This is a genomic window from Pseudomonas sp. IT-P218 (genome assembly GCF_949767605.1).
GTDB lineage: Bacteria > Pseudomonadota > Gammaproteobacteria > Pseudomonadales > Pseudomonadaceae > Aquipseudomonas > Aquipseudomonas putida_AE.
The window spans coordinates 136,599-155,267 of sequence record NZ_CATKQQ010000077.1; the positions used below are offsets into that span (position 1 = coordinate 136,599).

The following is an 18,669-nucleotide window of genomic DNA, read 5'->3' on the forward strand; positions in this document are numbered from 1 at the left end:
TACCGAATCGACCACCAAGTCGCGTTCGGAAAGCCGAACGCGCATGTGTAGGAGCCCGGCTTGCCGGCGAAGGCGCCCGACAGACTGGCGCAAGTCTTGAGGACGTCTTCGCCGGCAAGCCGGGCTCTACAAAGGAGGGGAAATCAGGCCGCTTCGATCTTGCTGCGGTTCTGCTCGACCTTGCTCAGGTAATCCGCGAGCCTCTGCTGCTGCTCAGGAGTGGTGAACAAACCGAGTTTGCTGCGACGCCACAGAATGTCGTGGGCGCTGGTCGCCCATTCTTCGCTGCACAGGTAATCGACCTCACGGGTGTAGAGGCCGCCGCCAATGTGTTCGCCCATGTCATTGAGGTTTTGTACGCCTTCGAGCATGCGCCAGGTGCGACTGCCGTAGGTGGTGGCCCAGCGGCGCGAGATTTCGCTGGGGATCCAGTCATACTTGTCGCGGATCAGCGAGCTCAGTGCCTGCGGTGTGCTCATGTCTTCGCCGCCCGGCAGGGTGGCGGTGGCGGTCCAGCCTGGCTTGATCTGCGGGAAGTGCGGGGCCAGTTGCGCCAGCGCCGATTCGGCCAGCTTGCGATAAGTGGTCAGCTTGCCGCCGAACACCGACAGCAGGGGCGCTTCCTCGCCGCTGCCCGACAGCGCCAGGGTGTAGTCGCGGGTGACGGCGGACGGGTTGTCGGACTCGTCGTTGCACAGCGGACGAACGCCGGAATAGCTGTGCACGACATCGTCGCGGCTGATCTGCTTCTTGAAGTGGGCGTTGACCACTTGCAGCAGGTACTCGGTTTCCGCCTCGGTGATCGCCACTTTGGCCGGATCGCCGGTGTACTCACGGTCGGTGGTGCCGATCAGGGTGAAGTGATTGAGGTACGGAATGGTGAAGACGATGCGCTGATCTTCGTTTTGCAGGATGTGCGCATGATCGCCTTCGTACAGTTTCGGCACGATCAGGTGACTGCCCTGGATCAGGCGGATGCCATACGGCGATTCCATTTTCAGGTCGTCGCGAATGAACTTGGCGACCCAGGGGCCGGCCGCGTTCACCAGCGCCTTGGCGCGGATCGAAAACAGGCTGCCATCGGCGCGTTCCAGGTGCAGGTGCCACAGGCCTTTGGTGCGGCGCGCGCTGACGCAGCGGGTCTGGGTGTGGACGTGGGCGCCGTTTTCCCGGGCTGCCATGGCGTTCAGTACCACCAGGCGCGCATCGTCGACCCAGCAGTCGGAGTATTCGAAACCTTTGGTGATTTCGCTTTTCAGCGCACTGTCCGGGCCGAACTTCAGGCTCTTTGAGCCGGCCAGTTTTTCCCGTTTGCCCAGGTTGTCATAAAGGAACAGGCCTGCGCGGATCATCCAGGCCGGGCGCAGGTGCGGGCGATGGGGCAACACGAAGCGCATCGGCTTGACGATGTGCGGGGCCTTGGCCAGCAGCACTTCGCGCTCGGCCAGCGCTTCGCGAACCAGGCGGAATTCGTAATGTTCGAGGTAGCGCAGGCCGCCGTGGATCAGCTTGCTGCTGGCCGACGAGGTGTGGCTGGCCAGATCATCCTTTTCGCAAAGGAACACCGAAAGGCCGCGGCCGGCGGCATCTGCCGCGATCCCTACGCCATTGATGCCGCCACCGATGACGGCGATATCGTAGACCTCGGCGAGAGGCGGCGTAGGCAAAGTAGTAGTGGGCATCGGCTAAGGCCTCGGAATTCTTTGATTTTCTGTATTTGAATTCGAACATTAATGTTCATTTGCGAAAATCTTAGCCCATAAAGACGCCCACAGCCAGTCGCATTCGATTGAAAAAACTGATCGAAGGGCGGTTAAAGGAAAATATTCGAACATAAAAGCAAAGATCGCAGCCTTCGGCAGCTCCTATAGGGATATGCAAAACCTGTAGGAGCTGCCGAAGGCTGCGATCTTTTGATGTTGAGAAGGGTTAAACGACTTCCAGGCGAATCTTGTGCTGATTCAACAACTGGGTCAGCGCCGGCACCGGCTCCTGGTCGGTGACCAGGCAATCGATCAGGCTGATCGGCCCCAGGCGGATCATGGCGTTGCGCCCGAACTTGCTGGAGTCGGCGGCGAGAATCACCTTGCGGGCGTTGGCGATGATCGCCTGGGATACCCGCACTTCCTGATAATCGAAATCCAGCAGGCTGCCGTCTTCATCGATGCCGCTGATGCCGACCAGGGCAAAGTCGACCTTGAACTGGTTGATGAAATCGACGCTGGCCTGGCCAACCACGCCACCGTCACGCCGCACATTGCCCCCGGTCAGCAGCACGTCGAAGTCGTCCTTGGCGCTGAGCATCGAAGCCACATGCAGGTTGTTGGTGATGATCTTCAGGTGATTGTGGTTGAGCAGGGCGCGGGCAATGGATTCGGTGGTGGTTCCGATATTGATGAACAGCGAGGCGTGGTCGGGGATCTGCGCGGCGATGGCTTCGCCGATGCGCTGTTTCTCATCGCGCATCTGATCGGCGCGCATGGCGTAGGCGGTGTTTTCAACACTGGAATCGTAAGCCGCGCCACCGTGGTAGCGGCGCAACAGATTGGCTTCCGCCAGTTGATTGATATCGCGGCGGATGGTCTGCGGGGTAACAACGAACAGCGTGGCCATTTCCTCGATGCTGACATAACCGCGTTCACGGACCAGTTCGAGGATTTGCTGCTGACGGGGAGGCAGATTCATGGGGCGTCCTTTGGGCTGCCGTGCAAAATTTGCCCATGATGCCGCAGGAATCTGCTCCCTACCAGTTACATACAGATACGAGCCTGTATCGCGGTTTATTCAGCTTCGTCTTCCGCCGCCCAATCGCGGGTGCGGCTGACCGCTTTTTTCCACCCTGCGTAGAGTTTTTCCTTCGCCGTTTCATCCAGCGTCGGCTCGAACTTGCGCTCGATCACTGCCTTGCCACGCAATTCGTCCAGGCTGCCCCAGAAACCGCAGGCCAGGCCCGCCAGGTAAGCGGCGCCGAGTGCTGTGGTTTCGCGCATCTGCGGACGCTCGACCTGAGTGCCGAGGATGTCGGCCTGGAACTGCATCAGGAAATTGTTCGCCACCGCGCCGCCGTCCACACGCAGGGCCTTGAGGCGTTCGCCGGAGTCCTGTTGCATCGCATCGAGCACGTCGCGAGTCTGGTAGGCAATCGACTCCAGCGCGGCGCGGATGATGTGATCGACGCGAACGCCGCGGGTCAGGCCGAACAGCGCGCCACGGGCATAGGGGTCCCAGTACGGCGCGCCGAGGCCGGTGAAGGCCGGCACCAGATACACGCCGTTGCTGTCCTTGACCTTGTTGGCGAAGTATTCGGTGTCGTGGGCATCGTTGATGATCTTCAGCTCGTCGCGCAGCCATTGCACGGTGGAGCCGCCGTTGAACACTGCGCCTTCCAGCGCGTAAGCGACTTCGCCACGGGGGCCGCAGGCGATGGTGGTGAGCATGCCGTGGTTGGATTTCACGGCTTTGTCACCGGTGTTCATCAACAGGAAGCAACCGGTGCCGTAGGTGTTTTTCGCCTGCCCGGCCTCGACACACATCTGACCGAACAGCGCGGCCTGTTGGTCGCCGGCGATACCACCGATGGCGATGCCGCTTTTGGTGTGACCGTAGATTTCCGACGACGACTTCACTTGCGGCAGCATTTCCCGCGGAATATCCAGCACTTCCAGCATCTTCGCATCCCACTCCAGGGTGTGGATGTTGAAGAGCATGGTGCGCGAGGCGTTGGTGTAGTCGGTGACGTGCACCTTGCCGCCGGTAAATTTCCAGATCAGCCAGCTGTCGACGGTGCCGAACAACAGCTCGCCGTTGCGCGCGCGTTCGCGGCTGCCTTCGACGTTGTCGAGAATCCACTTGAGCTTGGTGCCGGAGAAGTACGGGTCGGTGACCAGGCCCGTGGTGTCGCTGATGTATTGCTCGTGGCCATCGCGTTTGAGCTGCTGGCAAATCTCGGTGCTGCGTCGGCATTGCCAGACGATCGCGTTGTAGATCGGTCGGCCGGTGTTCTTGTCCCAGACCACGGTGGTTTCACGCTGGTTGGTGATGCCGATGGCCGCGACTTGGTCGTGGTGCAGTCCCGCTTGCGCCAGGGCCTCGACCATCACCGCGCTCTGGGTGGCGAAGATTTCCATCGGGTCATGTTCGACCCAGCCGGCTTGCGGATAATGCTGCGCGAACTCGCGCTGGGCGGTGCAGACCACGTTGGCGTCGCGATCGAAAATGATCGCGCGCGAGCTGGTCGTACCCTGATCGAGGGCAATGATGTAGTTCTTGTTCTGAGAGTCGGTCATGTCGATTGCCTTGGACGAAATAGGGGAGTGAAGCCTGGCGCGCGAGCAAAAGGGGCAGGGTCGCGCGCCAAGGGTATCAAGAGGTTCTGGGCTTGCCGTCAATGGCTGGTGTTGCATCCTTTGTAGCAGGTGCGGCGTCAGGCAGGTGACGGGCAATCAAGCCGCGGTAGGCGGCAGCCCCCAGGCAGGCACCGACAATCGGTGCAAATACCGGAACCAGGAAGTACGGAATATCGCGGCCGCCAGTGAAGGAAATTTCACCCCAGCCGGCGAAGAAAGTCATCAGTTTAGGGCCGAAGTCCCGTGCCGGGTTCATCGCGAAACCGGTCAGTGGCCCCATCGAACTGCCAATCACCGCAATCAGCAGACCGATCAGGATCGGTGCCAGCGGGCCATTGGGCAGGCCATTGTTATCATCGGTCAGCGACATGATCACGCCCATCAGGATGGCGGTGATGATCACTTCGACCAGGAATGCCTGGGCGGTGGACAGGCTTGGGTTGGGGAATGTGGAAAACACCGACGCCAACTCAAGGCTGGCTGCGGAGCCGCGAACCATTTGGTGAGTTTGTTCGAAATCGAAGAATAGGTTGCTGTACAGCGTGTACACCAGCAAGGCGCCGCAAAAGGCGCCAGCCACCTGGGCGATGATGTAAAAAGGCAGTTTGCGCTTTTCGAAGTCGGCAAAAATGCTCAGCGCGATGCTCACGGCAGGGTTCAGATGAGCGCCGGAAACCCCTGCGGTCAAATAGATCGCCATGCTCACGCCGACACCCCAGATAATGCTGATTTCCCACAGGCCAAAGCTGGCACCCGCGACCTTGAGCGCGGCAACGCACCCAGTGCCGAAGAAGATCAGCAGCGCAGTTCCCAGGAACTCGGCCATGCATTGGCTCGAGAGTGACGGTTGTTGTAGAGCAGTTGTCATTGAAACCTCATTGTTTTTCTTGTCTGACGCTTTCATTCCAGCAGGGTCAAAGCGCGTTCTTGATTGAGGCAGGATCCCCATCCTGTTCCCGTTTTACAGCTGGGCACTGCGGTAGGACTTTTCATTCAGATTCAGAAACGAAAAAATATAGACAAGAAACGCTGCTGTCAAAGGTCGAAAGTGAACCATCGGTCACAAATAATCTATAAGTTGTGTGAATGACCGCGTCAGCGAGTGGCCGGGGCGCTTTTTTGCAACGGTTCGGCGATAGAGCCTTTTTTGGATCAATGTCTTAGAATCCGGCGCAGGATTTTTCCACTGCCACCCAGTCTGGAGCTGTCATGACACCCGCATTGGATTTGCTGAAAAAGGTTCGGGCCGAACACCGCGTGCACAGTTATGAACATGACCCGAAGGCGGCTTCCTATGGCTTGGAAGCCGCGGAGAAGCTCGGACTGGACCCGGCGCAGGTGTTCAAGACCCTGCTGGCGGCCAGTGAGAAAGGCGAGTTGCTGGTGGCGGTGGTGCCGGTTGGCGGAAGCCTGGACTTGAAGGGGCTGGCGCATGCGGCCGGGGTGAAGAAAGTCGAAATGGCCGACCCTGCTGCGGCCCAGCGCTCCACCGGTTATCTATTGGGGGGTATCAGCCCGCTGGGGCAGAAGAAGCGCTTGCGCACCTTTATCGACAGCTCGGCGCAGCCGTTGGCGAGCATCTTTGTCAGTGCGGGACGGCGGGGGCTGGAAGTCGAGCTGGCACCGGCGGTGCTGGCGGAGCATACCCAGGCGAAATTTGCCGAGATTGGCCGTGCTTGAACTGTAGGAGCGAGCTTGCTCGCGATGGACGTCAGGGCACCGCGTGCATTCAGGCAGCCCTCGTTATCGTTGACCACCATCGCGAGCAAGCTCGCTCCTACAGGGGGGATCAGTGCGCGGGGCTGTAGCGCCGCACCCCTGAATCAACCGTCGGAATCTGCGCCGCCATGCTGCCGGACGCCTGGAACAGCACCAGGTGTTCCGCCGCGACACGAATGCCGACCTCTGCGCCGACCAGATGATCGACATGGCTCGGGAAGATCGATTCCAGTTGCGCGCCGGTGGGCATTTGCAGGCGATAAAGCGTCGAGGCGCCCTGGAAAGACTTGCCGACAATCCGCGCCTTCAAGGCACTGTCGGGCGCATAAACGATATCGTCCGGACGCAGCAATACATCCACCGCACCGCCGACCGGCCAGGTGTAGGCACGGTTGCCGCGCAATTCTCCGAGCTCCGTCTGCACCGACTCCGGGCTGCTCAGCTGACCGCGGATGAAGTAACCCTGGCCGATGAAGCTGGCCACATAGGGCGTCAGCGGTTCGTGATAGAGGTTGTAGGGCGTATCCCACTGCTCCAGCCGGCCTTCCTTGAACACGCCGACATGATCGCTGACTGCGAAGGCTTCTTCCTGGTCGTGGGTCACCAGGATCGCACTGGTGCCACGGGCCTTGAGAATGTCGCGCACCTCGTGGCTGAGCTTGCGGCGCAATTCACCGTCGAGGTTGGAGAAGGGTTCGTCCAGCAGCAGCAATTGCGGTTCGGGCGCCAATGCACGCGCCAGGGCGACCCGTTGCTGCTGGCCACCGGAAAGCTCGTGGGGGTAGCGCTTGCCGAGGTTTTTCAGGTTGACCAACTCGAGCAGTTCTTCGGTGACGCGATCCTTGTTCGGATGCTTGCGAATGCCGAAGGCGATGTTGTCGGCCACGGTCAAATGCGGGAATAGCGCGTAATCCTGGAACACCATGCCAATCCGGCGTTTCTCTGGCGCGAGGGTGAAACCGGCACTGGAGATGGTCTCGCCCGCCAGCTGGATATCCCCTTCGTGCACCGGTTCGAAGCCGGCGATGGCGCGCAGGGTGGTGGTCTTGCCGCAGCCTGAAGAACCCAGCAGGCAGCCGATGTCACCGGCGTTCAGGTGCAGGTTGAGGTTTTGCACCACGCGCTGGTCTTGATAGCCGCAGGCGAGGTTGCGCAGGTTAAGCAGTAATGGCTGGCTCATGCGTGGTGGTACGCCGGTTCGACGAGGAACTCGAGCAGGGCTTTTTGCGCATGCAGACGGTTTTCGGCTTGATCCCAGGCCACCGAGCGTTTGTCATCGAGCAGGTCGACGCTGATTTCCTCGCCACGGTGTGCTGGCAGGCAGTGCATGAACAGCACGTCGTCAGCGGCCAGGTCGAGCAGGGCGCAGTTGACCTGATACGGGGCGAACAGCTGAAGGCGCTTGGCGGTTTCCTCTTCCTGGCCCATGGAGGTCCAGACGTCGGTGCTCACCAGGTGTGCACCCCGCACGGCTTCCTTCGGATCGCGAACGATGGTGACTCGATCGCCGGCCTTGGCCACGAATTCTGGATTGGGTTCATAGCCTTCCGGGCAGGCAACGCGCAACTGGAAGTCGAACTGGATCGCCGCTTCTATATAGCTGTTGCACATGTTGTTGCCGTCGCCGATCCAGGCCACGGTCTTGCCCTGGATCGAGCCACGGTGTTCGAGGAACGTCTGCATGTCGGCCAGCAACTGGCACGGGTGCAGGTCGTCGGACAGGCCGTTGATCACCGGCACGCGGGAATTGGCGGCGAATTCGGTCAGGTTGCTGTGGGCAAAGGTGCGGATCATCACGGCGTCGAGCATGCTCGACATGACGATCGCGCAGTCGCCGATAGGCTCGCCACGGCCCAGCTGGGTATCGCGAGGCGACAGGAAGATCGCCTGGCCACCGAGCTGGATCATGCCGGCTTCGAAGGAAATTCGGGTGCGGGTCGAGGACTTTTCGAAAATCATCCCGAGCACGCGGTTTTTCAAGGGCTCGAACAGTACGCCGCGGTTACGCAGGTCTTTGAGCTCAACGCCTCGACGGATCACGCTGACCAGCTCTTCGGGCGTGCAATCCATCAGGGAGAGAAAGTGCCTTGCGCTCATCATTGACTACCTTTTTGCTACAAACCGCAGATGCTCAAAGCCTTGTTTAACGGAACAACGGGCGAGACCTGCGGCGTAAGCCGCACGGGGCGACGAAATAGGGGAAGGCGCGATCTTATAATTAAATGTCGCGTCTTACCAATAGGGCTACGGTTTTTAGGGGATTCGGAGGGGCTATGGGGTGACCGCGATAGCGCTTTTGAAGCCTGTTTCCTGACTGCAGCCAAGCATTTGTACACCGGCGCCGTGGAGGTTTGCAAACAAGCGGGACGGTAATGGTGTTGGGACAGTCGGTTTCCAGGTGCCGCCAGGACTGCCGTCGAGCTGATTGCCGGCGGTTATCGGCAGGCCTGATGGCCGCCGATTCACAAGACGAACGTCGCTGGCGCGGTGGCAGGGCAGGCGCCATAGTTTTGTTCCCGCGGTCGCTATTGCCCGCCCAGAACAAGACAGAGACTGGCCATGACCAAGACTCTCCATCACCGTGCGTGCCATTTGTGTGAAGCCATCTGTGGCCTGACCATCGAAACCACTGAGCTCGAAGGCCACCTGCAGATCACCTCGATCAAGGGCGACTCCCAGGATACGTTTAGCCGCGGCCATATCTGCCCCAAGGCGGTGGCCCTGCAAGACATCCAGAACGATCCGGATCGCCTGCATCGACCGATGCTGCGGGTGGGCAGCGAATGGCAGCCGATCGAGTGGGACGCCGCCTTCGACCTTGTGGCCGAACGCCTGGCGGCGATTCAGGAGCACCACGGGCAAAATGCGGTGGCGGTTTACCAGGGCAACCCCAGCGTGCACAACTATGGGTTGATGACCCACAGCAATTACTTTCTTGGCCTGCTGAAAACCCGCAACCGGTTTTCTGCGACGTCGGTCGATCAGTTGCCGCATCACCTGACCAGTCACTTGATGTACGGCCACGGTCTGCTGTTGCCAATACCGGACATCGATCACACCGACTTCATGCTGATCCTCGGCGGCAACCCGCTGGCCTCCAACGGCAGCATCATGACAGTGCCGGATGTGGAAAAACGCTTGAAGGCGATCCAGGCCCGGGGCGGCAAAGTGGTGGTGGTCGACCCACGTCGCAGCGAAACGGCGGCGATCGCCGACCAGCATCTGTTCGTGCGTCCCGGTGGCGATGCGGCGCTTTTGTTCGGTTTGCTCAATACCTTGTTCGCCGAAGGCCTGGTCCGCGACAGTCATTTGCCGGTGGACGGTCTGGATGAGGTACGCGAAGCCGTGGCAGGTTTCAGTGCCGAAGCCATGAGTCCATTGTGCGCGGTGCCTGCGGAGCAGATCCGCCAGTTGGCCCGGGATTTTGCCGCCGCGCCGAGCGCGGTTTGCTACGGCCGCATGGGCGTCTCGACCCAGGCGTTCGGCACGCTGTGCCATTGGCTGGTGCAGTTGATCAACCTGGTCACCGGCAACCTCGACCGCGTCGGTGGTGCCTTGTGCACCGAGCCGGCGGTGGATCTGGTGGCCTCGACCTCGGGCGGGCATTTCAATCTGTGGCAGAGCCGGGTGTCCGGGCGTCCTGAGTATGGGGGTGAACTGCCGGTGTCGGCCTTGGCCGAAGAGATGCTGACTGAAGGCGAAGGGCAGGTTCGCGCGTTGATCACCGTGGCGGGCAACCCGGTGTTGTCCACGCCCAATGGCCGCCAGCTGGAACAGGCGCTGGACGGCCTGGAGTTCATGGTCAGCATTGACCTGTACATCAATGAAACCACGCGTTATGCCGACCTGATCCTGCCGTCCACCTCGGCGCTGGAAAATGATCATTACGACACCACCTTCAATATGTTCGCGGTGCGCAACGTCAGCCGTTTCAATCGCGCCATCCTGCCCAAGCCTGAAGGCGCCTTGCACGACTGGGAGATTTTTGTCGGCTTGGCCAAGGCGTTCGCGATCAGGACGGGCAAGGAGTTGAAGCCCACCATCGCCCCGGCGCAGATGATCGACCGCGGTCTGCGCATGGGGCCGTACGGCGATGCGTCGCCGCACAAGCTGTCGCTGGCCACCCTGTTCGATCATCCTCATGGGATTGACTTGGGCGCGCTGAAATCCAACCTGGCGTCCCGGCTGAAAACCGCCAACCAGCGAATCCAGGCGGCCCCCGGCGCCATAATCGCCGACCTGGCGCGCTTCGCCGCATTGCAGGCGCCGACCACCGATGAGTTGTTGATGATCGGCCGGCGACATGTGCGCAGCAACAACTCGTGGATGCATAACTATCACCGCCTGGTGAAGGGCAAGCCGCGTCATCAGTTGTTGATGCATCCAGAGGACCTGGCCAGTCGCGGGCTCACCGACGGGCAGCGGGTGCGGGTCAGTTCGCGGGTCGGGGTCATCGAGGTGGAAGTCCTGGCCAGCCTGGATATGATGAAAGGAGTGGTCAGCCTTCCGCACGGTTGGGGCCACGCGCGGCCGGGGGTGCAAATGAGCATCGCCAGCGGCCAGCCGGGTTCCAGCGCCAATGACCTGACCGACGAGTGTCAGCTCGATGAATTGTCGGGCAACGCGGCGTTGAACGGTGTGCCGGTGACCGTGGTAGCGGCCTGATCGCATCTGACGGAGAGACCGAGCAGGGCGCTCGGCTTTCCGTTACAATGCGCCACCGTGCCGACCCATGAGTCGGAAAGTTCAGCCGAGGTGCTCCATGGATATCATCGAAACGATTAAAGAGCAGATTGCCAACAACACCATTCTGCTTTACATGAAAGGCTCGCCGAATGCCCCGCAGTGCGGCTTCTCCGCGAAAGCATCGCAGGCCGTGATGGCGTGTGGCGAAAAATTTGCGTACGTGGATATCCTGCAGAACCCGGAAATCCGCGCCAACCTGCCTAAATACGCCAACTGGCCAACCTTCCCGCAACTGTGGGTAGCGGGCGAGCTGGTCGGCGGTAGCGACATCATGACTGAGATGTCCGCTGACGGTTCGCTGCAGTCCCTGATCAAGGACGCGGCGGCCAAAGCTGCGGCAGCCAAGACCGAAGCCTGATACTCGGGCATCGAAAAACCCTTCACGGTTATTCGTGAAGGGTTTTTTTTCGCCTGCAAATTGTGGGAGCGGGGAGGGTTGTTCTATTGGATGAAGCTGACTAACATGTCAGAAAATTCATCCTATGATTGGATGACAGGGCGAATCCCATGTCAGAAATTTCTCCGTTAGTTAAACGCTCCCTGGTCGATCAGGCCCTGGAGCAGCTGCGCTTGCGCATCAACCAGGGCGCCTGGACGGTGGGGCAGCGCCTGCCAACCGAACCCGAGCTGTCCGCCGAACTGGGCATCAGCCGCAACACGGTGCGCGAAGCCATGCGGGTGCTGGCGTTCTCCGGGTTGATCGAGATTCGCCAGGGTGACGGCAGTTACCTGCGGGCCCTGGTCGACCCGCTGGACACCCTCAAGGCGCTGTCCCGCTGCTCGCTCGAGCAGGCGCGGGAAACCCGGCACATCCTCGAAGTCGAGGCCATCGGCCTGGCCGCCCTGCGTCGTACCGATGAGGACCTGGTGGCATTGCGCGAGGCACTGGGCGTCAGCGGCAGCCACTATCACGGCGATCTCGATACCTACATTGCCTGTGACCTGGTGTTCCACCGCCGCCTGGTGGACGCCGCGCACAACCCGACCCTCAGCGAGCTGTATCGCTATTTCTCCAGCGTTGTCGGCGAGCAATTGCGCCACTGCCTGAACATCACGCCACGGCGCCAGGAGGTCTTCGACCTGCACGTCGAACTGCTCGATGCCGTGGAGCAACGCGACCCGGAACGGGCCAAGGCCCTGTCGAGGCAGTTGATCAATGAACCTTGAAACCGAGAACACCATGTCCAGAGATCTCACATCCCCCAAGCGCACGGCAGAGCTGGAAGAGTTGCTGATCGACGCCGAGGCCGATGACGAACAGGTCCAGCAAACCCAGCCGCTCCTGGTTCGGCCGTGGCTGTTGTTGCTGGGGCTGATCCTGGTGGCGCTGAACCTGCGCCCGGCGCTGTCGAGCATGGCGCCGATGCTCAGCGAAGTATCGAAAAGCCTGGGTCTGTCGGCGTCGCAGGCCGGGTTGCTGACCACCTTGCCGGTGCTCTGCCTCGGCCTGTTCGCGCCGCTGGCGCCAGTGCTGGCGCGTCGTTTCGGTGCGGAGCGGGTGGTGCTGGGCATTCTCCTGACCCTGGCGGGCGGGATCATCCTGCGCAGTTCCTTTGGCGAGATCGGCCTGTTCGCCGGCAGCGTACTGGCCGGCGCCAGCATCGGTGTGATCGGTGTATTGCTGCCTGGCATCGTCAAGCGTGACTTCGCCAAACAGGCCGGGACCATGACCGGTGTCTACACCATGGCCCTGTGCCTCGGTGCGGCCATGGCGGCGGGCGCGACGGTGCCGCTGAGCGAACACTTCGACAAGAGCTGGGCAATGGGCCTCGGTTTCTGGGTGATTCCCGCGCTGGTCGCGGCGATTTTCTGGTTGCCCCAGGTCGGGCAGAAACACGGCGCGCACAACGTGGCCTATCGGGTTCGCGGCCTGCTGCGCGACCCGCTGGCCTGGCAAGTGACCTTGTACATGGGCCTGCAATCGTCCCTGGCCTACATCGTGTTCGGCTGGTTGCCGTCGATCCTGATCGGTCGTGGCCTGACCCCGACCCAGGCCGGCCTGGTGCTCTCGGGTTCGGTGATCGTTCAGTTGGTTAGCTCCCTCGCCGCGCCCTGGCTGGCGACGCGCGGCAAGGACCAGCGCCTGGCGATCGTGATCGTCATGGCGCTGACCCTGGGTGGTCTGTTCGGTTGCCTGTACGCGCCGATCGAAGGCCTGTGGGGTTGGGCGATCGTGTTGGGCCTGGGGCAGGGCGCCACGTTCAGCCTGGCGTTGACCCTTATCGTGCTGCGCTCGCGGGACTCCCATGTGGCGGCGAACCTGTCGAGCATGGCCCAGGGCTTCGGTTACACCCTGGCGTCGATGGGGCCATTCGCGGTCGGCATCGTGCACGACTGGACCGGTGGCTGGAACGCCGTGGGCTGGATCTTCGGCGTCATCGGCCTGGGTGCGATCATCGCCGGCCTCGGTGCCGGGCGCGCACTGTACGTACAAGTCGAAAGCGAAAAGGTCTGACCCCTGCGCACTGTCGGTATTCGCCTGGCGAATGCCGATAGTGTTCGGCGTATTTGCAGACTATCGTGCAGGCCATCCATCGATTGAACGGAGCCTGCCCATGAGTGATGCCCACAGCGCATTGATCACCCAGTTCTACCAAGCCTTCCAACGGCTGGATGCCGAGGCCATGAGCGCCTGCTATACCGATGACGTGGTGTTCAGTGATCCGGCGTTCGGCGAGCTTCGCGGGCGCGACGCGGGTGATATGTGGCGGATGCTGACCACCCGGGCCAAGGATTTTTCCCTGACCTTCGATGACGTTCGTGCGGATGAGCGCACCAGTGCTGCTCATTGGGTGGCGACGTACTTGTTCAGCCAGACTGGCAACACCGTGGTCAACGACATCCAGGCACGATTCGTCTTTCGCGACGGCAAGATTTGCGAGCATCACGATCACTTTGATTTGTGGAAGTGGTCGCGTCAGGCGCTGGGTTTCAAAGGCCTGCTGCTGGGTTGGAGTCCGCTGGTGCGCAACGCCGTCCGCGCGCAGGCCCGAAAGGGGCTGAAGGCATTCCAGGCCAGTCGCTGATAAGATCGCGGCTTGTTTCCTTTCAAGCCTCGATCGTGCCGTGACCACCCTCAGCGAAAATCCTCCCGACGCCGATTCACCGGTGAGCAAACCCTGGTTCGTCTACCTCGTGCGGGCGGCCAACGGATCGCTCTACTGCGGGATCAGTGACGATCCTGTGCGCCGCTTCGCCACTCACCAGAGCGGTAAGGGCGCGCGCTTTTTTCTCTCCAGCCCGGCCGTGGCGCTGGTCTATACCGAACTCTGCCGCGATAAAAGCGACGCGCTGCGCCAGGAGCGGCTGATCAAGAAACTCAGGAAGAGCGCGAAGGAATGTCTGGTGGCCAGCGCCGCCGCCGGCTTATCAATCTGACTGATAAGTTCCCATCAGGTGGTTCTGTAGGCTGCCCTGCGAATGCGCGCTAAGCTGCGGATTCCTGATCTTTGCGGCGGAGCCGAGCATGTCCGAGTTGATTCTGCATCATTACCCGACGTCCCCTTTCGCCGAAAAAGCCCGGCTGCTCCTGGGTTTCAAGGGGTTGTCCTGGCGCTCGGTGACGATCTCGCCCGTGATGCCCAAGCCCGATCTCACCGCCTTGACCGGTGGTTATCGCAAGACTCCGGTGTTGCAGATCGGTGCGGACATCTATTGCGACACCGCCATGATCGCCCGTCGCCTTGAGCAGGAAAAAACCCTGCCGGCGTTCTTCCCCGAGGGGCAGGAAATGATCGCCGCGTCCTTCGCGGCGTGGGCCGATTCGGTGGTGTTCCAGCATGCGGTCAGCCTGGTGTTCCAGCCGGAATCGATAGCGGTGCGTTTCGGCAATATGCCGCCGGAAGCGATCAAGGCGTTCATCGCCGACCGCGCGGGCCTGTTCAGTGGCGGCAGTGCCACCCGCTTGTCCGCCGAGCAGGCCAGGCACCAATGGCCGACGATCATGGCGCGCCTGGAGCAGCAGCTGCAGCGCGAAGAGGGGGATTACCTGTTCGGCGAGCCGTCGATTGCCGACTTTGCCATGGCTCACCCGCTGTGGTTCCTCAAGGCAACGCCCGTGACCTCGCCGCTTGTGGATAACTATCCGGCGGTCTCGGCGTGGTTGGCGCGGGTGCTGGGGTTTGGCCACGGTGCGCCGAGTGACATGACTTCCGAGGAAGCGCTGAACGTGGCCCGCGATGCGATGCCTGCTGCCTTGCCGGATGAGCAGTTTGCCGATCCGAATGGGTTTCAGGCGGGTCAGCAGGTGGTGATCGCCGCGACTGACTACGGCGTTGATCCAGTGGCGGGGGAATTGGTGTTCGCTGGCAGCGAGGAATTGATTGTGCGTCGAGAAGACGAGCGCAGCGGCGTGGTGCATGTGCACGTTCCGCGATTCGGCTTCCGCATCGAAGCACAATAACCCCGCCATACACGACCCTGTAGGAGCTGGCTTGCCAGCGAAGACGGTGGTTCAGTCGACAAATGTACCGGCTGAACCACCGCATTCGCTGGCAAGCCAGCTCCTACAGGTCATTTCAAGGCTGCCAGAATCGCATCCGGGTCATACCCGCGAATCAACGTCCCGTTCACATCGATGATCGGAATCCCACCGCCACCCAACGCCTGATAGGCCTCGCGCGCCTCGGCATCCTTCTCGATATCAAACTCCTTGTAAGGGATACCCTTCTGATCGAGAAAGCGCCGGGTCAGCTTGCAGTAGCCGCACCACTCGGTGGCGTAGAGCACGACGTTGGCCTTGGCCTGGGTCTGCTCGGACACCACTTGCGAAGGGTTGAACACCCGCTCGATCTTGCCCCAGTTCTGATAGACCACGACCACCAGCAGGATCAGCAGGCATTTCTTCAGTACGTTGCCCAGCATCAGTTGCGGCGCTTGAGCTGGTCGGTGAGCGAGGTCGGCAGTCCCTTGATGATCAGGGTGCCGGCTTCTTCGTCGTACTCGATCTTCGAGCCCAGCAGGTGCGCTTCGAAGCTGATGGACAGGCCTTCGGCACGTCCGGTGAAGCGGCGGAACTGGTTCAAGGTGCGTTTATCGGCCGGGATCTCCGGCGACAGGCCGTAGTCCTTGTTGCGGATGTGGTCGTAGAAGGCTTTCGGGCGTTCTTCGTCGATCAACCCGGACAACTCTTCCAGGCCCATGGGCTCACCGAGCTTGGCCTGGCTGCTTGCGTAATCCACCAGGGTCTTGGTTTTTTCGCGAGCGTCGTCTTCGGGCAGGTCTTCGCTTTCGACGAAGTCACTGAAGGCCTTGAGCAGGGTGCGGGTTTCGCCGGGGCCGTCGACGCCTTCCTGGCAACCGATGAAGTCGCGGAAATACTCCGAGACTTTTTTGCCGTTCTTGCCCTTGATGAACGAGATGTACTGTTTGGACTGCTTGTTGTTCTGCCACTCGGACACGTTGATCCGTGCCGCCAGGTGTAATTGGCCCAGGTCCAGGTGCCGGGACGGGGTCACGTCCAGCTGTTCGGTCACCGCAACGCCTTCACTGTGGTGCAGCAGGGCGATGGCCAGGTAATCGGTCATGCCTTGCTGGTAGTGGGCGAACAGGACGTGGCCGCCGACCGAGAGGTTGGACTCTTCCATCAGTTTTTGCAGGTGCTCGACCGCCACGCGACTGAAGGCGGTGAAATCCTTGCCGCCCTCGAAGTACTCCTTCAGCCAGCCGCTGAACGGATGCGCCCCGGATTCAGCATGGAAGAAACCCCAGGCCTTGCCTTGTTTCGCGTTGTAACTTTCGTTGAGGTCGGCAAGCATGTTCTCGATGGCGCTCGACTCGGCCAGCTCGGAGTCGCGAGCGTGCAGAACTGCTGGTGTGCCGTCGGGTTTTTTGTCGATCAGGTGGACGATGCAATGACGGATCGGCATGGGCTTCTCGGCTGATTGAAGACGGGAGGGCGCGCTCCCCGAAAAAGCGCCCAGTGTACCGCAACCACTGGATTTGGCGCGGTGCGAAGGGCATTTCCAGGGCGACCGGTGGTGCTTATGCGTTTTTTTCCAGATTTAGAGCAATAAAGCTGACCAATTGGGTAGCTAGAGGCGGATATTTCCCCGTCTCTGTGCTAGTTTTGCCCGGTCTTACGCGTAGTCACTGCGTTAAGCGTGCATTCAGCATTTGTCAGGTCGAACCAAACCCTGATTTCGGAATCTATAACCCCGATCCCGTGGTTATTCAACCGAGGGTGCCAGATCCAGAAGATCGGGCTCGATGGCTGACACTGCACTCTGCAATCCATATGAATTTGATAGGGAAGGAACACTACATGGCTCTTACTAAAGACCAACTGATCGCCGACATCGCTGAAGCTATCGACGCGCCGAAAACTACCGCGCGTAACGCTCTGGACCAACTGGGCCAAATCGTTGCTGATCAGCTGGAAAACGGCGGCGAAATCACTCTGCCAGGTATCGGCAAACTGAAAGTGACTGAGCGTCCTGCCCGTACTGGCCGTAACCCTTCGACTGGCGCTGCCATCGAAATCGCTGCCAAGAAAGTGATCAAGCTGGTTGTGGCCAAAGGCCTGACCGACGCTGTTAACAAGTAAGACTTGTTAAAAAAAACCGTGCGCCGGAGGGATCCGGGCACGGTTTTTTTGTGTCCGCGATTTACCAGGCAGTGGCTCAGCTTTTCTGCGCCCAACGTTCGCGCCATACCTGCTGTTCGGAGGGGGTCTTGAAGGTCCAGGCGACGAATCGGCTCTGCTTCTGACCCTGGGACATTTCCACCACCTGGCTTTGCAGGGCACCGGCCTTCTTCAGGGCGGTCTGAATCGCCGGCAGGTTCGAGGCCTTCGACACCAAGGTGCTGAACCACAACACCTGCTGGCCCACCTGCGCGCTCTCGCTGATCAGTTGCGTGACGAACCGTGCCTCGCCGCCTTCGCACCACAATTCCGCCGCCTGACCGCCGAAATTCAGCACCGGCAGTTTGCGTTTCGGATCGGCCTTGCCCAACGCGCGCCATTTACGGCTGCTGCCCCGGGTGGCTTCCTCCAGCGAGGCGTGGAAGGGTGGGTTGCACATCGTCAGGTCAAAGCGCTCGGCGCTCTCCAGCAGACCCAGCAGAATATGCTTGCGGTTGCCCTGCTGGCGAACCTGGATGGCCTTGTTCAAGCCGTTGGACTGGATGATGGCCTTGGCGGCGGCAATGGCGGTGGCGTCGATCTCAGAGCCAAGGAACTGCCAGCGGTAGTCGCTGTGACCGATCAATGGGTACACGCAGTTCGCGCCCATGCCCACGTCCAGCACCTTCACGGCCGCACCGCGGGGGATGACGCCGTTATTGATGCTGGCCAACAGGTCTGCGAGAAAGTGCACATAGTCCGCACGACCCGGCACCGGCGGGCACAGGTAGTCTGCGGGAATGTCCCAGTGGGCGATGCCGTAGAACGCCTTGAGCAGCGCCCGGTTGAACACCCGCACCGCGTCCGGGCTGGCGAAGTCGATGCTTTCCTTGCCGTACGGGTTGATGATCACGAACTTCGCCAGCTCCGGCGTGCTCTTGATCAGTGCCGGGAAGTCGTAGCGACCCTGGTGGCGATTGCGCGGGTGCAGGCTGGCCTTTTCACGTGGCTCCACAGCCTTGGCCGGGGTCGCGGATTCGGGCTTCTTGCGCGCAGGTCTGGGTGTGCGGGGGGCGGTCATGGGTGTGATCGATTCGGGTATGGCTGAAAGTGGCGGGCATTGTCCCACATCCTGTCACAATCGGTGTGCCCCCTGTAGGGGCTGCCGCAGGCTGCGATCTTTTGATTTTGTTTTTAAAAGCAAGATCAAAAGATCGCAGCCTGCGGCAGCTCCTACAGGGGAGTTTTGGTGTTCAAGAAAAAAGGGAGGCCACCATGGCCTCCCTTTTTTATTGC

At 60.8% G+C, this 18,669-nt stretch carries 18 protein-coding genes; 9 read left to right on the forward strand and 9 right to left on the reverse strand.

Annotated features, from left to right (window positions below):
• Positions 1-143: 143 nt before the first annotated feature.
• The 4 genes from glpD to ACM6I6_RS26810 all read right to left on the reverse strand — a co-directional run bounded on the left by glpD (position 144) and on the right by ACM6I6_RS26810 (position 5,214).
• Positions 144-1,682: a glycerol-3-phosphate dehydrogenase gene (gene glpD, locus ACM6I6_RS26795; protein ID WP_274074280.1), complete on the reverse strand. Its 1,539-nt coding sequence runs from the start codon at positions 1,680-1,682 to the stop codon at positions 144-146.
• A 247-nt stretch (positions 1,683-1,929) separates the two neighbouring features.
• Positions 1,930-2,685, reverse strand: a complete 756-nt coding sequence (locus ACM6I6_RS26800; RefSeq protein WP_274074281.1) for a DeoR/GlpR family transcriptional regulator — start codon at positions 2,683-2,685, stop codon at positions 1,930-1,932.
• A 95-nt stretch (positions 2,686-2,780) separates the two neighbouring features.
• Positions 2,781-4,286: a glycerol kinase GlpK gene (gene glpK / locus ACM6I6_RS26805; protein ID WP_323606909.1), complete on the reverse strand. Its 1,506-nt coding sequence runs from the start codon at positions 4,284-4,286 to the stop codon at positions 2,781-2,783.
• 76 nt (positions 4,287-4,362) lie between these two features.
• Positions 4,363-5,214 carry an MIP/aquaporin family protein gene (locus tag ACM6I6_RS26810; RefSeq protein WP_323607003.1) on the reverse strand — a complete coding sequence of 284 codons (852 nt, stop codon included), beginning with the start codon at positions 5,212-5,214 and terminating at the stop codon, positions 4,363-4,365.
• A 341-nt stretch (positions 5,215-5,555) separates the two neighbouring features.
• Here ACM6I6_RS26810 and ybaK point away from each other — a divergent pair, with 341 nt between their 5' ends.
• On the forward strand, positions 5,556-6,026 hold the full coding sequence (gene ybaK / locus ACM6I6_RS26815) for a Cys-tRNA(Pro) deacylase (RefSeq protein ID WP_274074283.1): 471 nt from the start codon (positions 5,556-5,558) through the stop codon (positions 6,024-6,026).
• 109 nt (positions 6,027-6,135) lie between these two features.
• On the opposite strand, the gene ACM6I6_RS26820 is transcribed toward ybaK, so the two are convergent.
• Together ACM6I6_RS26820 and argF are read right to left on the reverse strand one after the other, a co-directional pair.
• Positions 6,136-7,245 (reverse strand): ABC transporter ATP-binding protein, encoded by a 1,110-nt coding sequence (locus tag ACM6I6_RS26820; protein WP_323627481.1) that lies wholly within the window; start codon positions 7,243-7,245, stop codon positions 6,136-6,138.
• On the reverse strand, positions 7,242-8,162 hold the full coding sequence (gene argF / locus ACM6I6_RS26825) for an ornithine carbamoyltransferase (RefSeq protein ID WP_274074285.1): 921 nt from the start codon (positions 8,160-8,162) through the stop codon (positions 7,242-7,244). The genes ACM6I6_RS26820 and argF overlap by 4 nt, the downstream gene beginning before the upstream one ends.
• Before the next feature lie 462 nt (positions 8,163-8,624).
• Here argF and ACM6I6_RS26830 point away from each other — a divergent pair, with 462 nt between their 5' ends.
• From ACM6I6_RS26830 to ACM6I6_RS26860, 7 genes are all read left to right on the forward strand, one after another.
• Complete coding sequence (locus ACM6I6_RS26830; protein WP_414920943.1) at positions 8,625-10,730, forward strand: molybdopterin oxidoreductase family protein; 2,106 nt, start codon at positions 8,625-8,627, stop codon at positions 10,728-10,730.
• A gap of 97 nt (positions 10,731-10,827) precedes the next feature.
• Positions 10,828-11,169, forward strand: a complete 342-nt coding sequence (gene grxD / locus ACM6I6_RS26835; RefSeq protein WP_274074287.1) for a Grx4 family monothiol glutaredoxin — start codon at positions 10,828-10,830, stop codon at positions 11,167-11,169.
• 149 nt (positions 11,170-11,318) lie between these two features.
• The gene (locus ACM6I6_RS26840; RefSeq protein WP_274074288.1) at positions 11,319-11,978 is read left to right on the forward strand and encodes a FadR/GntR family transcriptional regulator; all 660 of its coding nucleotides are present in this window, start codon (positions 11,319-11,321) and stop codon (positions 11,976-11,978) included.
• On the forward strand, positions 11,968-13,266 hold the full coding sequence (locus ACM6I6_RS26845) for a CynX/NimT family MFS transporter (protein ID WP_414920944.1): 1,299 nt from the start codon (positions 11,968-11,970) through the stop codon (positions 13,264-13,266). The genes ACM6I6_RS26840 and ACM6I6_RS26845 overlap by 11 nt, the downstream gene beginning before the upstream one ends.
• Positions 13,267-13,366: 100 nt before the next feature.
• Complete coding sequence (locus ACM6I6_RS26850) at positions 13,367-13,837, forward strand: nuclear transport factor 2 family protein (RefSeq protein WP_414920945.1); 471 nt, start codon at positions 13,367-13,369, stop codon at positions 13,835-13,837.
• Positions 13,838-13,877: 40 nt separating this feature from the next.
• On the forward strand, positions 13,878-14,189 hold the full coding sequence (locus tag ACM6I6_RS26855) for a GIY-YIG nuclease family protein (protein WP_323606904.1): 312 nt from the start codon (positions 13,878-13,880) through the stop codon (positions 14,187-14,189).
• Positions 14,190-14,277: 88 nt separating this feature from the next.
• Complete coding sequence (locus ACM6I6_RS26860; protein WP_414920946.1) at positions 14,278-15,213, forward strand: glutathione S-transferase family protein; 936 nt, start codon at positions 14,278-14,280, stop codon at positions 15,211-15,213.
• A 110-nt stretch (positions 15,214-15,323) separates the two neighbouring features.
• On the opposite strand, the gene ACM6I6_RS26865 is transcribed toward ACM6I6_RS26860, so the two are convergent.
• Together ACM6I6_RS26865 and yejK are read right to left on the reverse strand one after the other, a co-directional pair.
• Positions 15,324-15,674: a glutaredoxin family protein gene (locus tag ACM6I6_RS26865; protein ID WP_274074293.1), complete on the reverse strand. Its 351-nt coding sequence runs from the start codon at positions 15,672-15,674 to the stop codon at positions 15,324-15,326.
• Positions 15,674-16,678 (reverse strand): nucleoid-associated protein YejK, encoded by a 1,005-nt coding sequence (gene yejK / locus ACM6I6_RS26870; RefSeq protein WP_274074294.1) that lies wholly within the window; start codon positions 16,676-16,678, stop codon positions 15,674-15,676. Before yejK ends, ACM6I6_RS26865 begins: the two co-directional genes overlap by 1 nt.
• A gap of 395 nt (positions 16,679-17,073) precedes the next feature.
• Here yejK and ACM6I6_RS26875 point away from each other — a divergent pair, with 395 nt between their 5' ends.
• The gene (locus ACM6I6_RS26875) at positions 17,074-17,355 is read left to right on the forward strand and encodes an HU family DNA-binding protein (RefSeq protein ID WP_007905514.1); all 282 of its coding nucleotides are present in this window, start codon (positions 17,074-17,076) and stop codon (positions 17,353-17,355) included.
• A gap of 76 nt (positions 17,356-17,431) precedes the next feature.
• Here ACM6I6_RS26875 and rlmF read toward each other — a convergent pair whose 3' ends face one another.
• Entirely contained in the window at positions 17,432-18,454 is a 1,023-nt protein-coding gene (gene rlmF / locus ACM6I6_RS26880) for a 23S rRNA (adenine(1618)-N(6))-methyltransferase RlmF (RefSeq protein ID WP_274074295.1), read from the reverse strand.
• Between the last annotated feature and the right edge of the window lie 215 nt (positions 18,455-18,669).